Source organism: Nostoc linckia z4 (assembly GCF_002608075.1).
Lineage (GTDB): Bacteria > Cyanobacteriota > Cyanobacteriia > Cyanobacteriales > Nostocaceae > Nostoc > Nostoc linckia.
This window is the reverse complement of the sequence record NZ_LAHA01000006.1, coordinates 162,121-183,482: the sequence shown is the minus strand read 5'-3', so window position 1 is coordinate 183,482 and position 21,362 is coordinate 162,121. Positions and strand designations below refer to the sequence as shown.

15 protein-coding genes and 1 CRISPR repeat array are annotated in these 21,362 nt (G+C 39.5%); of the genes, 8 read left to right on the top strand and 7 right to left on the bottom strand.

Annotated features, from left to right (window positions below):
* Window positions 1-97: 97 nt before the first annotated feature.
* On the bottom strand, window positions 98-1,273 hold the full coding sequence (gene nagA, locus VF06_RS08335; RefSeq protein WP_099067856.1) for an N-acetylglucosamine-6-phosphate deacetylase: 1,176 nt from the start codon (window positions 1,271-1,273) through the stop codon (window positions 98-100).
* An 80-nt stretch (window positions 1,274-1,353) separates the two neighbouring features.
* On the opposite strand from nagA, the gene VF06_RS39015 reads away from it, so the two are divergent.
* Both VF06_RS39015 and purE read left to right on the top strand, forming a co-directional pair.
* Window positions 1,354-1,497: a histidine kinase gene (locus VF06_RS39015; protein WP_143861724.1), complete on the top strand. Its 144-nt coding sequence runs from the start codon at window positions 1,354-1,356 to the stop codon at window positions 1,495-1,497.
* An 11-nt stretch (window positions 1,498-1,508) separates the two neighbouring features.
* Window positions 1,509-2,021, top strand: coding sequence for a 5-(carboxyamino)imidazole ribonucleotide mutase (gene purE, locus VF06_RS08330; protein ID WP_099067877.1), 513 nt, complete (start codon window positions 1,509-1,511; stop codon window positions 2,019-2,021).
* A 269-nt stretch (window positions 2,022-2,290) separates the two neighbouring features.
* Here the strand turns inward: purE and VF06_RS08325 are convergent, their stop codons facing one another.
* Both VF06_RS08325 and VF06_RS08320 read right to left on the bottom strand, forming a co-directional pair.
* Window positions 2,291-2,992, bottom strand: coding sequence for a RhiA family protein (locus VF06_RS08325; protein WP_143861725.1), 702 nt, complete (start codon window positions 2,990-2,992; stop codon window positions 2,291-2,293).
* 105 nt (window positions 2,993-3,097) lie between these two features.
* Window positions 3,098-3,928 carry a hypothetical protein gene (locus tag VF06_RS08320; RefSeq protein ID WP_099067854.1) on the bottom strand — a complete coding sequence of 277 codons (831 nt, stop codon included), beginning with the start codon at window positions 3,926-3,928 and terminating at the stop codon, window positions 3,098-3,100.
* A 977-nt stretch (window positions 3,929-4,905) separates the two neighbouring features.
* On the opposite strand from VF06_RS08320, the gene VF06_RS08315 reads away from it, so the two are divergent.
* From VF06_RS08315 to VF06_RS08305, 3 genes are all read left to right on the top strand, one after another.
* Window positions 4,906-6,330, top strand: coding sequence for an NB-ARC domain-containing protein (locus VF06_RS08315; RefSeq protein ID WP_099067853.1), 1,425 nt, complete (start codon window positions 4,906-4,908; stop codon window positions 6,328-6,330).
* A 501-nt stretch (window positions 6,331-6,831) separates the two neighbouring features.
* On the top strand, window positions 6,832-8,292 hold the full coding sequence (locus VF06_RS08310; RefSeq protein WP_099067852.1) for an ammonium transporter: 1,461 nt from the start codon (window positions 6,832-6,834) through the stop codon (window positions 8,290-8,292).
* A gap of 673 nt (window positions 8,293-8,965) precedes the next feature.
* Window positions 8,966-10,528, top strand: coding sequence for an ammonium transporter (locus VF06_RS08305; protein ID WP_099067851.1), 1,563 nt, complete (start codon window positions 8,966-8,968; stop codon window positions 10,526-10,528).
* A 179-nt stretch (window positions 10,529-10,707) separates the two neighbouring features.
* Here the strand turns inward: VF06_RS08305 and VF06_RS08300 are convergent, their stop codons facing one another.
* Together VF06_RS08300 and cysC are read right to left on the bottom strand one after the other, a co-directional pair.
* Window positions 10,708-12,639, bottom strand: a complete 1,932-nt coding sequence (locus VF06_RS08300; protein ID WP_099067850.1) for a GTPase family protein — start codon at window positions 12,637-12,639, stop codon at window positions 10,708-10,710.
* Between the two features lie 366 nt (window positions 12,640-13,005).
* Window positions 13,006-14,009: direct repeats of the CRISPR family, unit length 37 nt; unit sequence GTCTCCAATAACAATTTGGAGGCGAATTAATGGAAAC.
* Window positions 14,010-14,556: 547 nt separating this feature from the next.
* A complete protein-coding gene (cysC, locus tag VF06_RS08295; protein WP_099067849.1) occupies window positions 14,557-15,093 on the bottom strand; it encodes an adenylyl-sulfate kinase in 537 nt (178 codons plus the stop codon).
* A 227-nt stretch (window positions 15,094-15,320) separates the two neighbouring features.
* Between cysC and VF06_RS08290 the strand changes: the two genes are divergently transcribed.
* Window positions 15,321-16,274, top strand: a complete 954-nt coding sequence (locus VF06_RS08290; RefSeq protein WP_099067848.1) for a phosphatase PAP2 family protein — start codon at window positions 15,321-15,323, stop codon at window positions 16,272-16,274.
* 363 nt (window positions 16,275-16,637) lie between these two features.
* The gene (locus VF06_RS08285) at window positions 16,638-16,802 is read left to right on the top strand and encodes a CopG family transcriptional regulator (RefSeq protein ID WP_199338993.1); all 165 of its coding nucleotides are present in this window, start codon (window positions 16,638-16,640) and stop codon (window positions 16,800-16,802) included.
* A gap of 403 nt (window positions 16,803-17,205) precedes the next feature.
* On the opposite strand, the gene VF06_RS08280 is transcribed toward VF06_RS08285, so the two are convergent.
* A complete protein-coding gene (locus tag VF06_RS08280; RefSeq protein WP_099067846.1) occupies window positions 17,206-17,580 on the bottom strand; it encodes a hypothetical protein in 375 nt (124 codons plus the stop codon).
* Between the two features lie 1,880 nt (window positions 17,581-19,460).
* On the opposite strand from VF06_RS08280, the gene VF06_RS08275 reads away from it, so the two are divergent.
* Window positions 19,461-19,670 (top strand): hypothetical protein, encoded by a 210-nt coding sequence (locus VF06_RS08275; protein WP_099067845.1) that lies wholly within the window; start codon window positions 19,461-19,463, stop codon window positions 19,668-19,670.
* Window positions 19,671-19,815: 145 nt separating this feature from the next.
* Here the strand turns inward: VF06_RS08275 and rpsU are convergent, their stop codons facing one another.
* Window positions 19,816-20,004 (bottom strand): 30S ribosomal protein S21, encoded by a 189-nt coding sequence (rpsU, locus tag VF06_RS08270; RefSeq protein ID WP_099067844.1) that lies wholly within the window; start codon window positions 20,002-20,004, stop codon window positions 19,816-19,818.
* Window positions 20,005-21,362: the final 1,358 nt, after the last annotated feature.

Here is a 21,362-nt window from a genome sequence, read left to right as displayed (position 1 = left end):
TGTTGGGCATTTTTGTTGATTGTTGACGGTTGACGGTTGACTGTTAACCGTCAACATATTAATGGGGGCGAAGATTTGTTCGCCCCCATTACATGGTTTATTTTGATAATCGTTGCCAAGATAGTTTCTTTGTTTGTTCGTCCCAATGCCAGCGTAATAAATTGGCGGTTTGAGCCGGGGCAATTCCTGGTAAACCAATTGCTTTTCTAGGTGCATTGGTAGCTAATAAAATCGCACTTTCTACATCGCAAATTCCCCACTTTAACAAATTCTCGACTCCCACTAATAACGGTAAAGTCGTTCCTGATAATGTGCCGTCTGGTAGTCGTGCTGTACCATTTTTGACTTCAATTTGTCGGCTGTCCCAAGGATATACCCCATCGGGTAATCCCAGAGGTGCAAGGGCATCGCTCACCAGAAACAGCCCTTTTTCTCCATCGCTGGCGCGCAGTAAAATTTGCAGCATAATGGGTGAAACATGCTCTCCATCGGCAATAAAACCACACATAACATTAGGATGAGTAATTGCTGCCCCTAGTAACCCAGGTTGGCGATGATGTAGTGGTGGCATAGCATTAAAGGCGTGGGTTACCATCGTTGCGCCTAGTTCAAAGGCACGTTGCGCTTCCGTTGCCGTCGCCTGGGAATGTCCTAAACTAACGGTAATTCCCAAAGAACGCAAATATGGAATAACTTCACCACTAGGATCTAATTCCGGTGCTAAGGTGATAACTTTGACAAAAGAGGCATAATCTCCCAAAACCCGCTTTACCTCTTCAATGGTGAGGGGTAAGAGATACTCTTGTGGGTGTGCGCCACGTTTCTGGAAATTCAAAAATGGCCCTTCTAGATGTACTCCGAGAATTTTGGCGGATGACTTTGCCCCCAAACTGGATTTTTCAATAAAATTAGCGATGACTGCAAGCGATCGCTGAATATTTTCCACCGAAGTTGTGACAAGTGTTGGTAAAAATCCATCTACTCCTACATTCCACAAATATTGCGTTATTTTTTCCAACAGATGAGCGTTTTCATTCTTCAAATCAGGAAATGCCAATCCCAAAGCACCGTTAATTTGTAAATCAACGCCGCCAACAGAAATCCAATCACCTGCTACATTTAGTAGGGGCGTAGAGCTGTGCGCCTCTGAAGTATTCATTGGTAAGATTTGCTCAATTATTCCCTGTTGATTAATCAAGAGCATTTGCAAATCTTTGTAAGTGGGCACTCTAGCATTGATAATTTTTAGGGCACTTTGTATTGCTTGAGTCATCACATCCGCGAGAATATAGCTAAATCTGATTGTAAAAGGGACTGGGGAGATGAGGAGAGAAGTCTGAGCGCCGGCTTCCGGTGTACACCGAAGGGGTTGCCGCAGGCATCAGAACTTCGGAGAGACAAGGGAGACAAGGGGACAAGGAGAATAATTCCTCAGTCAACAGTCAACACTCCCAATGCCCCATGCCCAATGCCCCATGCCCCATGCCCAACAACTAATGACTAATTCTATGACTCCTTTAGTAGGTATTATCATGGGCAGTGATTCTGATTTGCCCACCATGAAAGATGCGATCGCAGTTTGTGAGGAATTTGGTGTTGAAACTGAAGTGGCGATAGTTTCGGCTCATCGTACCCCAGAACGTATGGTGGAATATGCTAAACTCGCACACCAACGCGGTATTAAAGTAATTATTGCTGGTGCTGGTGGTGCGGCTCATCTACCTGGAATGGTAGCTTCTTTAACTCCTCTTCCTGTCATCGGTGTTCCTGTAGCTACCCGTAACTTGCAAGGTTTGGATTCTTTGTATTCAATAGTACAAATGCCTGCTGGTATTCCCGTAGCAACAGTGGCCATCGGTAATGCCAAAAATGCTGGACTTTTAGCAGTACAAATACTCGCCACAGCACAACCACAATTGCTGGCAAAAGTCCAACAATATCGCCAAACTTTATCTGAATCAGTACTCGCTAAGCAAGCCAAACTAGAAGAACTCGGTTATGAAAAATATTTACAGCAGTAGCGATTGTTGATACTAGGTTAAATAAATGGGTGGGATAATTACTAAGTTTCTACTTCCTGCCAACCTTTGATAGCTCCTACAATAAAAGCGCCTGCGGGGTTATCAATCGCTTTCTCAAAAGCAGCTAAACCACCTTCTTTAATAGCATTTATGACTCGCTGTTTTAAAGTTGGGTCATATTCAATTTGGTGTTACTGATTCATACATTGAATCAGCAACACCAGATAGAAAATGAAGAGGCTAGTTTTTTAAACCAAAAGTAATTTCCTTCAGTAGAGCGATCCCCATTTCACATGATGGTTAGTCTTCCTTAATTCAAGAAATCGCTTATTTACCTCAAGAGTTGATTTGATACTCCAAATATTATCTTCATTCAAAATTGCTGTCATTTGATAAACTTTATCAAACGACACTTCTAGAGCGGCAGTCGTTTCTGAAATGTCCAATACCTGACCCTGTGTGAAATTACCAGCAAGAATATAATATTTGGGGTGAGGGGTAAAGTTCAATGTCAAGTTAGGTTGAGCTTCTACAACAAACGTGCCCTTTCCATCCATACCAATACCTACAGATGCTTTCTTAAGAGGGATGTTGTCAGTTTCCAAGATACGAAGTATGCCTGATGGCGGTGCTGTAATTGGAGAGGAGGGAGTGAAGAAATAAGCATCATGAATTGGGTCATAGTCCAATGAAATCTGGTTGTTATTTTGCAATCCGGCCACAGGAGCCTGGGTTGCATTAAACGGTATTCCTGGCTTCAACTCACCTGTTACAGACCAGACAAAGTTATAATTTAATTTCCAACTAAAATTAACTGTTGTACCTTGATAAGCATATTTTGAAAACCATGCTAAAGAGCATACATTAGAAACTCCAATATTTGGGTCTTGCTGAAAAACACAAATGTTAGTTGAATTGGTGGAATTGTTGATAGCTGTAAGGGTGTATGTAACTTCATCTTGAACCATCATCTTGACCTCTTATGATTACTAGATAGTTGTAAAAAAAGAGACTTTTTAAAAGTCAACAAATGATTGAATAAACTGTGAAAAACGGGAAGTTAAGATAATTCAAATTTATTGAAGATTCATAGAGTAAGTATCTTCACGAAACTTCACAAATAAAGATGCAGGTAGAGTTTTACCAGTGCTTACTTGATACATTGCAACTGCACTCTTAAGATTTGTTCCACCAACCTCAGTTAGTTGACCACGTTGGGCTGTAAGTATATTAAGTAATTTGCCTGTTGCGTCTAGAAATTGTACTTCAATCTCACTACTGTGGATAGGTGGTAAACCAGATGGGCGGGAAATGATAACGTTAAAATCCCAAGTATCAGTTTCACAATTATAAATTGCTTGAACTGAGAGCCTTTCATTTGTTTTTGTGATCGTATCTTCTACAGTGCTTAACTTTTGTGCCACTAGTTTTCCTGTACCTTTCACCGTCCATATTGCTTGAGCGAGTATTTTATCGGGTTTTTTTGTATCTATAAGTTGTCCTACAAAACTTAGGTCTATTTCTACCTCATCTCCAGGATTGCTTGTAATACTAGGTGTGTCGTCTGCCGAGAAAGTACAACCTTTGTCTCTAGTTGGTGTGTACTCTTGTTTCTTATAATCACAACTCCGATAACCATAAGCAGTACATTTTTCTGGTGGACAACCATCTTCTTGCAAATTTTCTTTTGAAAGATATGTTGTACATAACTGATGTGTAACCTCTTTCCCGTTACACTTAAAGACACCTTTTACGTATTGACGATACTCACCTCCTGCACAATCATCAGAACCACTTGGATTTGTAAAAGTTGCCTCCATCTTAAAAGTTGCACTCAGACGGTTGCCTGATACTGTTGGCACGATATTGCCATTAGGAATATTCGTGAATTTTCCAGTGATTGACATTGGTAACGACCTTTATTTCAACCCAATTATTTTTAATCTTTGGGAACAATGCTTTCTGTTATAGTTTTGCTTTATTAAGTCAATTGCATCAACCGAAATTAAGGATTTTAATAAAAATGGTGTGGATTTTCTCATAAAATTTATCATCACTAGTATCAACAAGCATTTCACCACTTGCAGGAGTAAGTGCTTAATTATGACGAACTTAATCAGCGGCACTAAAATTGCTTAACTTCGGGTTGCCAAAAAGCAAATCTGAAGAAATATTTCTGGCTGCCTCTCCCAGAATTTTGAACTTATCCGAACTGTATTGCCCTAACATAAAAGTACGTGAGTTTGATGAACTTTAAAGCCTGAAAACTTTGACCTTTTTCTCACGACTCAGACATTGGAATCAATTGTGCGATCGCCCATACATTTCAGATCAATCGAAAAACCCGCCCAATCTGAGTACAATTTGATTAGACATAGGCAACCGTGACCTTCCCCCCAGGAAAATCGAGTATCTGCGGTGCACAGACGAATATTAGCCAGCAGAAGCGATCGCTTCCCAATTCCAGCAACAGCGATCGCTATTCAAAAGCTGAATTACGAAAATACAACACAAAAGAAAGGCATCGCCAACTAAATCCAATCCGTAAAATTACTTAATGTTGGTGGGAGAATAAAGCAGGTAACATAAAATTAGCTGGATAAATTTACTTCACTTAGTCTTGTAAAACTTACCTGATTTCAGACTGAAATAGTTCTTAATATCTGTGTTTCCTATCATAATTCTTAAAAAAATCGTTTGAATAGGTACAGTTTTGACAATTAAGACTCGATTGAGTTGTAGATAATTTTATAGCTTTGGCAGCTGAAGTTATTTACTGCTGACTTGTGCCAGTTATCTCATGTTTGTTGGTGTATCTTAACGATGCACTACAAACGTTCATGCCTATCCATAAAAAATACATTTGTCACCTGCAACATTCCCCATGAAATCCCAACAAAGAAGCCGCAGACGTGGTGTAATCCTAACGCCCCAAGGATTGCAGAAACTCCAAGATGCAAAATCTCAATCAGAAAGTAATGAAAATTTCGATAAACATTATACCCGTGAAGCTTTAGGCTTTCGCATGGGGTTAGACCCAGATACGGTAGCAAAGGTATTTGCCTGTGAAATAGGAGTAGATCGGCAAACCCTGAATTATTGTTTCCAAGCATTCAAACTACAACTAGAACCTAACGACTATCAGTTAGCCAATCCAGATATCAATCCGCAGGAAGACAACAGAAAAATTCCAAATCGAATTGATTGGGGAGAAGCACCAGATGTATCCCTTTTTTACGGACGTACAGAAGAACTGGCAACCTTGAAGCACTGGATTTTAGCTGAGTCTACCCCAGAGCAACCAATACCCTGCCGTCTCATCACACTATTGGGTATGGGTGGTATCGGCAAAACCTGTCTATCGGTGAAGCTCGCTCAACAACTTCACAATCAGTTTGAGTTCGTGATTTGGCGATCGCTCCTTCCGGCTCCTTCAGTCAACGATCTCCTTGCAGACTTAATCTCCGTCCTATCCGATGGGAAAGAAACCGATCTACCAGAATCATTCAATCACAGAATTTCACGACTGATTCATTATCTGCAACATCATCGTTGTTTACTAGTTTTAGATGGTGCTGACAGATTTCTCCAAGAATGTGCAGCCACAGAAATCACCTGTCGAAATTGCATCTGGCTCCACCACACAACCGTCGGGGAATACTGTGAATTATTTAGGAGAGTGGGAGAAGCTACCCATCAAAGTTGCTTAATCTTAACTAGTCGGATCAAATCCCATGAGATCGCTCCGCTTGAAGGAAATACAACACCTGTGCGAGTATTTTCTCTCCAAGGATTACAGGTTACAGACATACAAGAACTTTTGAAAACAAAAGGAACCTTTAGAGGAACGCCAGACGACTGGAATCGATTAATCGAATCCTATGCAGGAAATCCCCATATACTAAACCGCATTGCCATAACGATTCAAAGGTTATTTGATGGTAGTATTACTGAATTTTTAAAACAAAAAGTTACACTTTTCGGTACAATTCTCAACGATTTAGATCCAGAATTTGAACACCTACCGGATGTAGCTAAAGTAACGATTCAATGCATGGTACTCGATCGTCAACCCATTTCTTTTTCACAGCTACGAACAAAGATGCCATCCTCAGTTTCATCCCAAGAACTACTGGAAACCTTAGAACTACTGCAAGGGCGATCGTGGATTGATGTCAAATCGGGTTTGTTTTCCCTCCAACCGATGATGATTGAATATGTGAAATCTTTTATTATCGATGAAAAGATTGCCAAATTTCAGCCGAACGCATTTCTGGATCAAGAACATCAACGTCAGGTAGCAAGCTAGTAGTACGCCAAGGCAACTTGGCTCTTTAAAGGTGAAGGGGAAAGGGACTCATGTTTTTTATCCCTTTCCCTTTTCCCTTTAACCTTTACCCAACGTCCACCTAACATTTTTGAGTTGGCAGACTACTAGACTTAAGTAGTTTTGGGTAGGTTTAACAGAGCGGTTTCATACACATTGAATATCGTGTATTCCGCATAACTTTAAAAGTAACGAGTAATTAATTTTTCGTATAAAAACTTAATCAAATATAAATTTGTCTAATTATAATACCGGAAAATACGTAACTGCAAAGGATATAGTTGCTTTATTTGTTTTACCGAAAGCTATGTTGCCATCAAAATCCTAGAAAAGTGTATTCAATAATACAGTTTTTTGGTTCAAGTAAATAGACAATCAATCAAATTTATACATTTGAGGTATAAATTTACCAAAGTGCAGCCAAATGTTGTTGAGCTATCGATCAACATCGGCGATCGCTTTTCCAGCAGCAAAAAGTGAGCAATGAATAACCGTATTCAACCCTGGTATCGCCTAATGGCGCTAGGTATCGGTTCAATGGTATTTGCAGTTTTAGCGCCGACAGTTGTCCAGGCGGCAGATCCTCCTACTGTGCAATCTTTATCGGAAACGACGACAAAGCTGCAAATTTCCATTGATACTACCTGGGTATTACTATCTGGTTTTTTAGTATTCTTTATGCAAACTGGGTTTGCCATGTTAGAAGCAGGTTTGCTGCGGCAAAGAAGTGTAGTTAATGCCTTATTGGAAAACTTCATTAATGCTGCTGTAACCATTTTGACATGGTGGGCTATCGGCTTTGGTATTGCCTTTGGTACGAGTTTTGGCGGTTTGTTTGGCATAGATACCTTCTTCCTCAGTCAGTTACCAGCTGCTGATGGTAGTTATCCATTAGGGGCACCTGGTTCCACAGCCGCCATCAATACCTATACCTTGTTCTTCTTTCAATTCGCTTTTGCTGCTACTGCTACTACCATTACCACCGGTTCAATGGCCGGAAGAACGGATTTTATTGGTGATTTAATTTACAGTGGCATTATTGGTGGAATTAGCTACCCACTGGTAGTTCATTGGGCTTGGAACGCTAACGGCTGGTTAACCAAGTTGTACTATCATGATTTTGCCGGTAGTTCCGTTGTGCACACCGTGGGTGGCTGGACAGCCTTGATTGGTGCTTATTTACTCGGCCCCCGTCCCGGTCGTCCGCCTTGGGGGACACTACCGCCAGCCCATAATTTGGGATTGGCAACTCTGGGAACGATGATTTTGTGGTTTGGCTGGTACGGATTCAACCCTGGTTCAACTCTCAGCACAGCTAATCCAGGATTAATGGGTTTAGTAACAATTAATACTACATTAGCTGCTAGCACAGCGGCACTGGCAACGATAATTTTCCAATACATCCGCACAGGGAAATGGGATTTGGTTTATTGTCTTAATGGTTCTTTGGCTGGATTGGTAGGAATTACAGCACCTTGCGCTTTCGTTGCTCCTTGGGCAGCAGTTTTGATTGGTTTGACGGGTGGTATTTTGGTTGTACTGGGAATAGATTTTATCGAGTCAGTCCACATCGACGATCCGGTAGGGGCGTTTTCTGTACACGGTATCAATGGCATGATGGGTACTCTCTCAATAGGCTTGTTCGGTCAAGCAGAACTGACGCTAAACAAAAAGGCAGGATTATTTTTAGGTGGTGGCTTTGATTTGCTGGCGATACAACTTTTGGGGTTAGTGGCGATCGCAATTTTCACCATTGGCTTTGCCTTTTTAATGTATGGTGGTCTCAAAGCAATAGGACGCTTACGTGTCAATCCCCAAGGCGATGGCATCGGTATCGATATTTACCAACACGGTGCTTCAGTGTGGCCAGATGTTTATCCAATAACAGAAGCAGAAAAAAAAGCTACTCAGACTTCTGAAATTAACACTTTTGAGAAGGAATAGAGCATATTTTTATTTGAGTGATTTCTTAAGTATAGAAATCCGATTTGATTCGGAGAACCACACCTAGAGACTCTTAACAAATAAAAACAAATAAAAGTGTACCTAGCTTCGCAGAAATCAAATATGAATCCTGTAGGTTGTTGTGAATATTTATCGTCAGAATCATGCAGGAGGCAGGAGGCAGTAAAGGTCAAATATGAAAGTGGTCTTTCCCATTCCCTACTCCCTACTCACCACTTTGAATTCAGGAGGAAAGAGAGTTCAAGCTAAGTTATTTTCTCTTAACATAGTTGAGTTTTTTCACACCTACTTAGTTAGCAGTTGAAGCATACTTTAGCATACTTTAGCTGATAAACTGCTCGTAAAATCCTGACAATCATAAGCTTACAGGCCTGTTACTTGCCACACATGTGACAATCTTTGTTTGGGGTCGTTAAAGATTAAGTAAAGTAGAGTTTGTTGTTCGAGAAACAATATCTGAATTTCTGAAAAAGATATATAAAAAATATTTACAAATGTACCAATATTTCTTTAAACTCCTACTAAGGATATTTGATTTTCTGCTTTGGAAACAAGTGGTCTCAAGGAAAAATATCAAAAGTCGTGGAATTTCAGTTTGCGATTGCATTTTTTCCTATTTTGAACGATGTTTTGAAGGATGATGTTCAAATTCATGTACAAACAAAAATCGAACCCAAAAAGAAGGCATTTGTCTGTAAGAAATTACAGAGAGACTACACAATCAAATTCAAAAGTCAAGAGATTTTATTTAGCACTTGGGCGACTCACCCCCAGTTGGCAAGCTTGCTTACCTTTAGCTTGTTTGATTGTATTGGGTTGGGGTTATGCCGCAGTTGCCCAAACTCCAGCTGCCGGCCCGACTACAGCAGAATTGAAAATTGCTCTCGATACACTGTGGGTTGCGCTGGCAGCTTTTTTAGTATTTTTCATGAACGCTGGTTTTTGTATGTTAGAAACCGGCTTCTGTCGCCAGAAAAATGCAGTCAACGTTCTTGCTAAAAACTTGATTGTGTTTGCTTTAGCCACCGTTGCTTTTTGGGCAATTGGCTTCGGCTTAATGTTCGGTGATGGTAACCCTTTCTTTGGCTTGAGTGGGTTTTTCTTAGCAGGAGAAGATAATAGTCCTACCACAGGAGATGCTTATAAAGGTATCTTCAGTGCCCTTAGTTGGGCTGGCGTACCCCTAGCAGCCAAATTTTTATTCCAGCTAGTATTTGCTGGAACCGCAGCAACAATTGTTTCGGGTGCAGTTGCTGAAAGAATTAAATTTGTTGGCTTCCTGATTTTCAGTCTCTTACTCGTAGGTATTTCCTACCCAATTACCGGACATTGGATTTGGGGCGGCGGTTGGCTGGCAAAAAGCGGTTTCTGGGATTTTGCTGGTTCTACGGTGGTTCACTCCGTCGGTGGCTGGGCAGCTTTGATGGGAGCAGCATTTCTTGGGCCCCGCATTGGTAAATATCAAGATAAGCAAGTTCTTGCCCTACCAGGCCACAACATGAGTATTGCCACCTTGGGCTGTTTAATTCTTTGGTTGGGCTGGTTTGGTTTCAACCCTGGTTCAACAATGACTGCCGATCCTAGTGCAATTACTCACATTGCTTTAACAACCAACATGGCTGGTGCAGTCGGCGGTATTGCTGCCACAATTACAGCTTGGCTTTACTTAGGTAAACCAGACTTGTCAATGATTATCAATGGTATTTTGGCTGGCTTAGTTGCAATTACAGCCCCTTGTGCTTTCGTCAATATTGGTAGTGCTTTCATCATCGGTTTAATTGCTGGAGTAATTGTAGTATTCTCCGTCACCTTCTTTGACAAAATTGGCATTGATGACCCAGTGGGAGCTACCTCAGTCCACTTAGTTTGCGGTATTTGGGGAACTCTAGCAATCGGTCTGTGGTCTGTTGGCCCTGGTGTTTACTCTTGGTATGGTGAGGGACTTGGCCCAGCAAAAGGTTTATTTGCAGGCGGTGGCCTTGGACAGTTGGGCGTTCAATTTTTGGGTGTAATCTCAGTAGGTGGTTTCACTGTTTTAGTAAGTAGCATTTTTTGGTTAGTTCTCAAAGCTACTTTAGGTATCAGAGTTTCCAAAGAAGAAGAATTAGAAGGTTTGGATATCGGCGAACACGGCATGGAAGCCTACAGCGGATTCTTGAAAGAAGCTGAGGCAACTGCATTTTCTGAAGGAGAAGGTTCCATCGGGAAATTTTGAACTTTCCCCTGATTAAAGTCGCAGAGATTATAAATTGTTACTACGAGGTGGGGCACACGTGTGTATCTCGTAGTTTTTTTATGGTAGTGAATCAGGTAATACGGTTCAGTTAAGGAGATGTTGACTGTTAACTGTGAACCGTCAACAGTCAACAATACTTAGAAGTCCCTAAGTTTATATTAATTTTGCTGTTTAATTGGATTTAAAGTAGATAAATACTTCTGAAAGCGATCGCTAAGTTGTTCCACCGTCAAATTTTGAGTCCAATATTCCACTAAGGCGTGACCAAATGCCCAAGCATTTTGTTCGGCTGAAGCGGAGTTGTCTAACAACAACGGCCACAAAGATAGTAAATCAAAATTCACTTGGTTGGGGTTATCTGTATTCAAAAGCGAGAACAGCTCATAGGCCATTTGGAGTTTACCAATTACAATTGGTAACTGTTCCACAGGAATTTGTTCTGCCAACACATAAGCCAAGTTTGGAGATCCAGTTGATAAAGTGGAAATAAACTGAAGAACTGGACTTTTAAGTAGAGATGTTAATCCCTTGGTGGTAGCCATTTGAAAGGTGTAGCGGTCGATGATTTTCGCAGTGGCAACAGTGCGGGCTTCCAGGTTACGCAAAAATCGGGCGAGACGCAGTTGTTTTGCAGGGGCGATGGTGTTTACTAGTCCCAAAGACAGCGCCTCGATTCCCCAAGGCACTCGGTTGGTTTTACTCTCAGCCGTCACCACGGGAAAAACCAAATTACAATATTCATTCAGCAACTTAGCCCGGTATTGAGTAGCTTCACGAATCGCAATTTCCTTGGGACGATCGCCCCATTCCCAATCATAAGGCGGCTGCCATTCCCGGATGGGACGCAGGCGATCGACTTGAGTCACAACTGCGATCGCTGGTAAATCTGCAATTTCCCCTTTCATATCTTGGAGAAAATCCACATCCATTTGCAACGCCGGGTCTAGGGCTGGGGTAACTAACAACAATAAATCCGCGTTAGCTGCATAATCAAGCACTATATTCCGGAAATTTGTACGGTTGACTTGTTCGTATCCAGGTGTATCTAAAAGCGTCAAAGTTTCTCCACTTGGAGACTGCCATTGGTAATTTTGAATGCGATCCGTACTAGGCAAAACATCCACAATAGCCAAATCTGCTTGAAATAGCGTATTAATTAAACTGCTTTTTCCCGAACCTGTGCGCCCCACCAACAGAATATTTACGGGTTTTTGTTCAACCACCTCAGCAGGTTGGGCTTGAGTGAGGATTTCTTTGAGTGTTTGGGTTTTTGCTTTGGGTAAAGTTAGTGTAGTTGAAGATACTGGAATTGCAGACGTGTTACCTCCGTAGAGAGCGATCGCTTGCTTGCATAAATTCCTCAAGGCAACTTCCCGCAATAATTGGCTCAAATTCACCAATAATTGCTCAGTAGCGCGATTACTAGAACCTTGGCTAACTTGTTTCGCCACCGCCGCCACCGGATTTAATAGCCACTGCGCCCAGTTCCAAGCTTTCCAGAATTTCCTGGCAGATGGTTCTAACTTCCGGTAAACTTCGTAAGCTTGGTATGCTTGTCCCACCGTTACCTGATTAAGTACCGGGGATAAATTTTGCATCCACACATCCACATCATCCACCGTTCCCCGAATCAGCCCGTAAGCTTGGGGTACGTAAATATTCAGCAGCGGGTATTGAACCTGGGGATTGTAAATATGAGCGATGGCTACAACTAAATTTTGACATCGCGTCCAAAAAGTTTGCCAATCTTCCCACAAGGGGCGATCGCTTTGTGCAGCTTGCAAAATTTCTTGCAAAGCAGCTTCGGCTTGCTTAGTAGTGTCACCTCCTGCTGATACCACCGTATCTTCCACCGCCGATTCCAATTCTTGCTGCACCTCAGCCAACACAGCTTCCACCTGTTGTAAGGCGGGTTGAGTCCATTTAACTAACAGCCAACGCCAGCCAACAAACAAAAGAGTGAACACAGCCCAAATCCAATTAATACCCCACGCATGGATTTGTAAACCGGCGGATACCAGCAAAAAAATGATAATAAAAGCGATGGGCATTGCCAACACAACCCATTGCCACAGCTTTAATCGCACCATTACCCTACACCTTTTAAATCACCTTGTAAAAAGTTTATCGTTTTCAATTTGGGTAGGATAATCGTTCTATGGGTTGAGTAATGAGTTATGACTGTTGACTGGGGGTTTTAGCAATGATTTGCGCGGAGCTTGGCTGTTTTTTTAGACAGTAGAATATTTTAGGCTGAAATCTTTACTGTGATTGTATTTGAGCGATTTTTGCTAAAAATAGATCCGCGCAAGCTTTGAAAACGTTGTGTTACAAGGTTTTCAAGGATTTTTGTTTAACCAAAATCTTGACAAGCGATCGCTCAAACGTTAATTTTGAATAGACCCGCGCAAACAGACCTTACAACCCTGTTTTTGCAAGCCTCCCAGAGTCTTGCTGTCTCCAATAACAATTTGGAGGCGAATTAATGGAAACGAAATATCCACCCCAACCTACAACATGATGCCAGTGTCTCCAATAACAATTTGGAGGCGAATTAATGGAAACTATCTAACAGATCTTTATCTTCTATATTAATTTCAAGTCTCCAATAACAATTTGGAGGCGAATTAATGGAAACTTTTAACATTAAATACTCTTCTCTCTCTTTCGGAGGGGTCTCCAATAACAATTTGGAGGCGAATTAATGGAAACGGCATCAATAAGGGAATTATTACTATATACATAAAGGAAGTCTCCAATAACAATTTGGAGGCGAATTAATGGAAACTGATTGCTTTCACGTTGCTGGCATAGTTAGCAACGTCTCCAATAACAATTTGGAGGCGAATTAATGGAAACCCTGATTTGGCAGGTGTCCAATCTAAGGATGACCAAGTCTCCAATAACAATTTGGAGGCGAATTAATGGAAACATTGCTCAGGGGTAAATCGGAGTCGGCGCGGTATTGTCTCCAATAACAATTTGGAGGCGAATTAATGGAAACGTCTTTAGCCCCAGATGTTGCTCCATCCAAATAAGAGTCTCCAATAACAATTTGGAGGCGAATTAATGGAAACTTGATTTGGGTGATGCGATCGTTTAGCCCATCTTTGATGTAGTCAGCGTCTCCAATAACAATTTGGAGGCGAATTAATGGAAACTCTTAAAGTAGAAATTGAACTTACCGATAAGTTCGTCTCCAATAACAATTTGGAGGTGAATTAATGGAAACGAATTGATTTTGTGCTGGAGTTCTGGCTCTTGGAGCAGTCTCCAATAACAATTTGGAGGCGAATTAATGGAAACTAAAGTTTCACCATTTACTCTGTACAGATGGGGTGAAGTCTCCAATAACAATTTGGAGGCGAATTAATGGAAACTTTTCCAAAGATACACATGCAAAAATGTGCATATCAGTCACAGGTCTCCAATAACAATTTGGAGGCGAATTAATGGAAACATACGTTCAGAAATTATAAACCCGCTTAAGCGGGTTTGTTTGTTTAGATACTATCTATAATTCAATACGATTCAGTTAAGCATTTCTTCCTTCTCTTTGCGTCCTTTGCGTCCTTTGCGGTTCGTTAAAAAAATTGACATTGACAAAGACTTTTAGCCTTAACTAAACCGTATTAGTCTATAATCCAATACACTTCAGATAACACCAAAACACTTGTAGACAGCGATTTATCGCGTCTGATAGTCCTCTGCCTTTCTTGATAAATAGAAGAACTAAATTAAACCTAACTCGATATCGCCGGGTTTCCACACTTCGACAGGCTCCCTTCGACAAGCTCACGGCGGCGCAGTGCATCGCTGCACTCAACCCTCTTGGAATAAGCTTAACGAGCATTGAGCAAAGTCGAAATGCGTCTTCTAAATAATTGTGTCCACCTACTTCAACTAAACCTTATTTAAAATTCTGAATTCTGACTCCTGACTCCTGACTCCTGACTCCTGACTCCTGACTCCTGAATTCTGACTCCTGACTCCTGACTCCTGACTCCTTATATTTTCCCCTGTCTTTGAAGATAATTGATAACCGTTTCCACACATTGACTGACACTTTCTTTATGAGTTTTGAGAGTGATATCTGGATTTAAAGGCTGTTCGTAGGGAGACGAAATTCCAGTAAATTCAGCAATTTCCCCAGCTAAAGCTTTTTTATACAAACCCTTAATATCTCTTTTAATACAAACATCCAAAGGAGTATCAACAAAAATTTCGATAAAATTGGGTATTTGAAGTTTCAGTTGTTCGCGGCCATCTCGATAAGGTGAAATTAAAGCCACAATGGTATTGATGCCATGTTTATTTAACAGTCCACAAACAAAACCAACTCTGGCAACGTTGGTATTTCTATCTTCACGAGAAAAACCCAAGCCTTTAGAAAGATTGGTACGGATAACATCACCATCTAAATATTCACATGGAACTGATAATTCCTCTAGTGCTTTAGTGATTTCGATTCCTAAAGTTGACTTTCCTGCACCAGATAATCCAGTTAACCAGCAAGTGAAGCCTGATGATTTCAAGTTATTCATATTTGGGAAAGTATATGATTATTTATTACAATCAGAATATTCCATTTTATTGGAGGTGTCATCGGCAACACCCTGTTTAGCATAATTACAGCAGCGATCGCCACTACTTTAACAATAATTGTTGACTATTGACTGTTGATAGTTTAAAGTTAACGGTTAAAAAATGTCGTTGATTTTCCAGAAATCGCTGTAGAATATCCTATTGAGCAAAATCATTAGTTACAATAATGAACGCTGATTTGAGCAATGGCGACCATCGAAGTATTTTGATTCAAGCCATACATACCACTGTCAAAGGCAGAGCCAGATACAAAGTAAGTGGACTGAAGCATTCTCCAAGTCTCAAAAACCACATTGCATTGAGATTATCGCAGGAGAAAAAAATCGCCCAATATCAGGTTAATGATTTGACAGGAAATGTCCTCGTAATTTTTCATCAAGATTTGAGTCCAAAGGCCATGGCCTTGATTCTCGAAAATATTGTCTTAGATTACACAAAAAAATTTAATAACCTACTTGTAGAAAAACTTGATATCAAAGAAAAAGCTAAAAATTTACCTATATATACACTAAACAAGGATCTGACTCGGATATCTGGGGTTATTTTTTCTTTGGCTGTTTGTAGTGCATTGTTGCACAAATATGGTCTTGATGCCACTATTTTGCTAGCAATCCAAAAGTTGCATACTCCATTGCTCGACAGGCTCATGGTTGGTATCACTTTTTTTGGAGAACCACTAGTTTTACTATTAATTAGTTTAGGAGTGGAAACTAATTGGTTATATAATAATCATCGTTGGCAAGCAACTATTTTGGGTATAGCTACTAGTGGTGCAATGGTTTTAATGGCGTTACTAAAAGTAATCTTTGGTAGAGCGCGTCCAACGCTTTGGAAGTGGATTATTAATGTTGGTCACCCCAGCTTTCCCAGCGGTCACTCTATGCTATCTTTAGTAGTTTATGGTGTCATCGCTTACATTTTGGCCAAGGAATATCCTCAATGGCAAAAACAAATTCTGGCGTTGACTGCTATTTTAATTATTGCCATCGGTTTTAGTCGGCTTTATTTAGGCGTTCACTGGCCCACTGATGTATTTGTTGGTTATGCCGTAGGTTTATTATGCTTAATTGCTAGTATAATTACCTTAGAACTAGAACAAAAATACCTTGCTTTTCAGTAAAATTGTTGGTTATCCTTGGTTATTAATTTATGGCGATCGCTAATCATCTATCAATCAAATTAAAAGGAAAAATTAATCTTAAATTTATATTTTCTCGGTCTTTTGGTTTTTGTCTAATTCAGTAATTTTTCGATTGGTATTTGTATGCTTTATGGCGAGCTTAACATTATGTTTATAATTCTCGGATTTCAATTAGCTAAACTTCACATTTTAGAGTAAAATTTATTTCTTCATGGTTAATCAAGAAATATAGCGTTTGTCTTCACTATTTCTTAAATGCAATTTCATTGATTATACCATTGTAGTAACAGCATAGAAAACTGATATTAGAGAAGTAGTTGTCAAAACATAGTTTGTTAAATCATGAATAAAAAATGGGCTGTTAAACGATTTACAATCAATCTGGCATCAGAAGAGGCGCAAAAGCTTGAACAATACTGTTCAACCACAGGAAGGCCAGCAACGGATGTCATTCGCGAGTTAATTCGCTCTCTTTCTACCAGTGAGGAAAAACTATCTCAAAAATAAAGCGTATTTTTGGAGCTAAGTAATAGACCATAAGAAAGATTAATTCTCAAGTTTTAAGCCTCTTTCCTATTAGGAGAGAGGCTTAGAACATTTTTCTACAACTTATAGCAGTCAAAGCATAGTTTAGGACATAAATTGACAGTAAAACCCAGACACCAAGAAACTTTCTTTCCCTATTGCTTATTGCCTGCTATACATAACACTCCTCAATCATTTGCAAAATTTTACTCCCCACACCGTTGTTTGACTACAGTCAACACTCAACAGTCATCAGTCAACATCCACCACCGAAATTTTTCACAAATCAACTAAGATTGCTATCAATTAGTATCGCTCTAATTCCTACATCAAAAGCCATGTCTGACGACAAGACGCTTTGCGTCTACGCCACAAAATTGATTTATCAGGTAATAGGCAAGTCTCCATCCGGTAAAATATTATCTATACTAAGTACCCAGGGCATACCTTTGTCAATTGGAGAACTAACAGTAATTCTAGCTCTGTTGCTAAACTGTTTTAACTTCTCAGCAAAATGGGGAACACTTTTCATAATGTTGCGATAACTTTGCATATCGTGACAAACCATAATTAATATCAAAATGCCACTATTGATTTGGAAATACCAATGACAACTGCATAACAACATACGTGTCACATTGTCACATGCCAAGAAAAAGCTTTTTTTAATTGCTTCTTCAAGTTGTCTGAATAGTAATTCACTGACTCTGATTGTTTGATTTGAGGGCAAATCATCTGGAGGTAGACAAGATTTATTCATAGAACTTTAACCAACGGCAAAGTACGACAATGATTCTTTGCACAAATATTGCAAAACCATTCAGCCTTCACATAGAAACCCTATTTGATTGGATGAAAAAACTCGCCATCAACTGGAAAAAGCTGATTCCCTGCCTGTATATACCAATTCATCGCCTACTGACTCCCTATTATCTGAGAGTAAAATCAAATCGGATTGCCATAGCCGATTGTGCAATAAATATGTGCATATTTGTTTAGCTGAAGCAGTAATTTTTAGTGAGGCAAAACTTACCCCAAAAGCGAAATTTGTTGGTGGTGTATTCTTTACGGTTATACGCTGTAGTCACATAGGTTAGGCACTATTAACTGCTTTGAGCAATCAAGTAAATGGGTTGATACTTACTACTCATTTGCTATAACTCACCTATCAAGCATCAAATACTAAACCTATTTAGAAAACAGTATTCGACGCTACTTTTTGCTAAAAAATTTGGTAAAAACACAAATCTCAAATAAGTCCTTTAGTGGCGATGGCTAGCAGTTCGCTTTCGTGACTTAGCTCTTTAAAGGGGAAAGGTTTTAAATCCCTTACCCTTTACCCCTTTCCCTTTCCCCAGCCCTCACCCAGCATTTTTGGGTTGGCAAGACCACTAGGGACTTATGAGCCATAATCAAAAGTTCAAAAAGAGTTTTAGCAAAAAAAATTGCCTTTAGCAAAAAATTTTGCATAAAGTGTGATATTGTTTAAATATGGGGAATCAAAACAGCGAAAGCGCAGTTATGTTGTCCAAGAGAAATAACATAATCTCCAAGACAATCCTTTCGCCTTGAGAGATTTAGTTAGATCCACCAAACTTTTGGAACTGTTGTAAACGTAGGTTTTAAAGCGAAAGTCAGCAAACCCTGGCATTCGCAACTGTGAGTAACTTCACCAAGATCATGTCTGCATTGCAGGGAATATGTCGATGTCAGGCACGCATCGCATACTTCTAACCACCGTATAATACCAATTCACCAAAATCTTGATACAGATACAATAACTTGTACGGCCGAACGGCTGTACCCTGCGGGAAGGCAGAGCCTACGCCCCTAGACTTACCCAACGGCTGTTCGCCCCTACGCAGATACAGCTGGCGAATCAGGGGTGACACCCCTCATTGAAGGATTTTTCGTCATACCACCCGATGTAGAGACGTAGCATTGCTACGTCTCTACAAACCAATTTGTGGCTCGACGAGGGGTCTGATCCTTTATTCACCAGCCGCATCTTGACAAGGGGAGGGTTAGGGTGGGGTAAAGAAAGGACTGGTAGTGATTCGATAACTTGTGTGTACACCGTAGCCCCGAAATTCGGCGATTAAGGGGCGGGGTGCAATTGCTGTAGGAATCATAACTAATGATGCGGATATGATATTACAAGTAAAAAATATTTCATAGCAGACAGTTAACTGTTGACTGTGAAGCGTTAACAGCCAACCACTATGTGGTGTTGTTTCTTTTTAATACTTCCGTAAATTGCAAATATGGTTAGTTGTGTAGTTTAAGGGAAAACTCTGTGTCAATTTGAATTCCTGTTGCGATCGCTATTATGGTATTTCGGATTTTCCCTTCGCGTAGCATACAGTAGATTTAGTTAAATCTCAATCGTTTCTGATTGGCACAATAATATTTTAATTTTTTGTGTGTATGAGCTTGATTTTATAATTTTGAGCGAAATTTCAGATCGAAAACTAAACTGCTTGAGACTCACAAAAATTTAAGTAATTTTTAAATGTAAAATCATGTTATTATTAAATTATTGAGAAATATTTTTAGTCAAGAATTTTAAGCAAAAATCATATAAAAAAATTCCAATAGATGACGAAGTTTTAGATCCATAACTGTAGGAGTAGGTAGAAATTGAAAATTAAAGCGTTGGATGTCAAAGCTGGCGATCGCATTGTTGCATACTGCAAGAATAAACGGCAAATTTGTAAGGTCAAACAAATTTTAGATCTAGGTCAGACCAATGTCACACTGTCAGTATTTACAACCGAACATTATCGTGGCTGCTTAGTTTCATGCGTAATTAGGTTTCAGTGGGACGCGTTAGTTGAATTAGCAAGCTAATATTATTTTTTATCAAAAACTTTCTCTTCCCCACAGTACTTATGTGGGGAATTTATGAATCTTATCACATTAAAGTTGCAATTTATAATCTGCTTCTAGAGTAGTTATAAAAATACAACAATGGTGTAAACACTTACACTTCCACTCATTTGCGGAAATTTCTCTTATTTTGTCTATGCCGTGCAACTTCTTTACGCTTACGTTTTTGTTCTGGCGTTTCAAAATGACGATTTTTCTTCATATCTGGAAAAATACCCGCCTTAGAAACTTTTCGCTTAAAACGACGTAAGGCTGATTCAATTCCTTCACTATCGTTTACTATTATTTGGGTCATTCTATTTCCTTACTTAATTATTGCTGGTTAGTCTTAAACCATCCAGACAATCGAGTAAAAGCCTGTTAACAATAAAAACAAAATTTGTGTTCGATTTTTATTATCATCTTTAACCTTAACACAATATTTAGTTACTCTACAGAATATCTTTCTCAAGTCTGAGTGGTAGATTGTACAAGGATAGATTTTCTATTCATACCTTAGGTTTAGGCGCAGTATTATGAAACTCGACGATATAGACCGCGTATAGACAAGTATTGTATATCACCTTATTATATGAGGTTTTCAGATTGAATGAGGGCGATGCTAAAGCAACACATTACTAAAAATTGCTAAGATTTATACTTAATCTATTGAATTAACTTTAATAAAAGATAAATAAGTTATATGTGAGCAATAATTCCAAAATTGGAAAATAATTTGATTCACAAAAAATAAATTAGAAAAGTTGTGCTAATCTAAAAATAGGAATCGAAAGTAAAAATGCAAAAAGACTTCAAAAAAGTACTTTTGCTCTGGTAAGTCCGCTTCAATATCGTTATCTATTTTAGTAACGATAAACAAAAACCAGATCAGCAAGGTAATCACCTAGTAAAGGCTTGAAGTCAATCATAGCTTGTTTCGGTAATAGCCAGTAATATTTGGCTATGCTAGTTAGTTAAAAAGCCAGATAAAATTATTCTTAGAGTCGAGGGAGAAAGACTCTTAGGACATTGTGGCAATCCGAAATAAATAAGAACGGTTACTGAACTTAGGATAAGCGAAATTAAGTGTTTTTCGCAACTATAACTATGTTCTAGTAATTGCTTACTCTGGAAGTTAAAACTTCCAGCATAGTAGATACCGTTCCACACAATTAAGGAATTTAACTAGATTATCAAAATTCATTGATACACCGCCTAAACCATAGTGAGAAAGGTTATCAATGCAGAGAATTGCCTTGTAAATGAGGAACGAGAATGATTTCTCTGCATTAATAACGATGGGATTAAGTGATTTTTTAGGAATAACTGGAAGAAACATCAAGAAGCGATCGCTCGGTATTTTAGGATATCGAATGAGACAACTGTGGCGTAAGCAACATAGGAAATATGTAACAACCATTAAGAGTAAATTGCAATTTTGGTTGGTTGGGTGCAGGATAAAAACCCTGTAAAGGTTGAAATTGCTACTGTAAAAACTCTCAAGGCTTGAGCAACCAATGGTCATTTAGTTACAACAACCTACAATGCTTATACCAAGGTTTTTAAGCTTCAGTCAACAAAACCAGACAGATATTTCTCCTGATATCAAATCCCAGCAACAATATCCAATGGAAAGCTGGAGAGAGTCATATTTGCATTCTTCCTAAAACATCA

What these genes read in the sequence shown, in the direction of transcription:
- VF06_RS08315 (WP_099067853.1), top strand. Translation starts at nt 4,906, where the DNA reads ATGAAATCCCAACAAAGAAGCCGCAGACGTGGTGTAATCCTAACGCCC.
- rpsU (WP_099067844.1), bottom strand. Translation starts at nt 20,004, where the DNA reads ATGACCCAAATAATAGTAAACGATAGTGAAGGAATTGAATCAGCCTTA.
- VF06_RS08305 (WP_099067851.1), top strand. Translation starts at nt 8,966, where the DNA reads ATGTACAAACAAAAATCGAACCCAAAAAGAAGGCATTTGTCTGTAAGA.
- VF06_RS08325 (WP_143861725.1), bottom strand. Translation starts at nt 2,992, where the DNA reads ATGATGGTTCAAGATGAAGTTACATACACCCTTACAGCTATCAACAAT.
- VF06_RS08320 (WP_099067854.1), bottom strand. Translation starts at nt 3,928, where the DNA reads ATGTCAATCACTGGAAAATTCACGAATATTCCTAATGGCAATATCGTG.
- cysC (WP_099067849.1), bottom strand. Translation starts at nt 15,093, where the DNA reads ATGAATAACTTGAAATCATCAGGCTTCACTTGCTGGTTAACTGGATTA.
- VF06_RS08310 (WP_099067852.1), top strand. Translation starts at nt 6,832, where the DNA reads ATGAATAACCGTATTCAACCCTGGTATCGCCTAATGGCGCTAGGTATC.
- VF06_RS08290 (WP_099067848.1), top strand. Translation starts at nt 15,321, where the DNA reads ATGAACGCTGATTTGAGCAATGGCGACCATCGAAGTATTTTGATTCAA.
- VF06_RS08280 (WP_099067846.1), bottom strand. Translation starts at nt 17,580, where the DNA reads ATGAATAAATCTTGTCTACCTCCAGATGATTTGCCCTCAAATCAAACA.
- VF06_RS08285 (WP_199338993.1), top strand. Translation starts at nt 16,638, where the DNA reads ATGAATAAAAAATGGGCTGTTAAACGATTTACAATCAATCTGGCATCA.
- VF06_RS08300 (WP_099067850.1), bottom strand. Translation starts at nt 12,639, where the DNA reads ATGGTGCGATTAAAGCTGTGGCAATGGGTTGTGTTGGCAATGCCCATC.
- nagA (WP_099067856.1), bottom strand. Translation starts at nt 1,273, where the DNA reads ATGACTCAAGCAATACAAAGTGCCCTAAAAATTATCAATGCTAGAGTG.
- purE (WP_099067877.1), top strand. Translation starts at nt 1,509, where the DNA reads ATGACTCCTTTAGTAGGTATTATCATGGGCAGTGATTCTGATTTGCCC.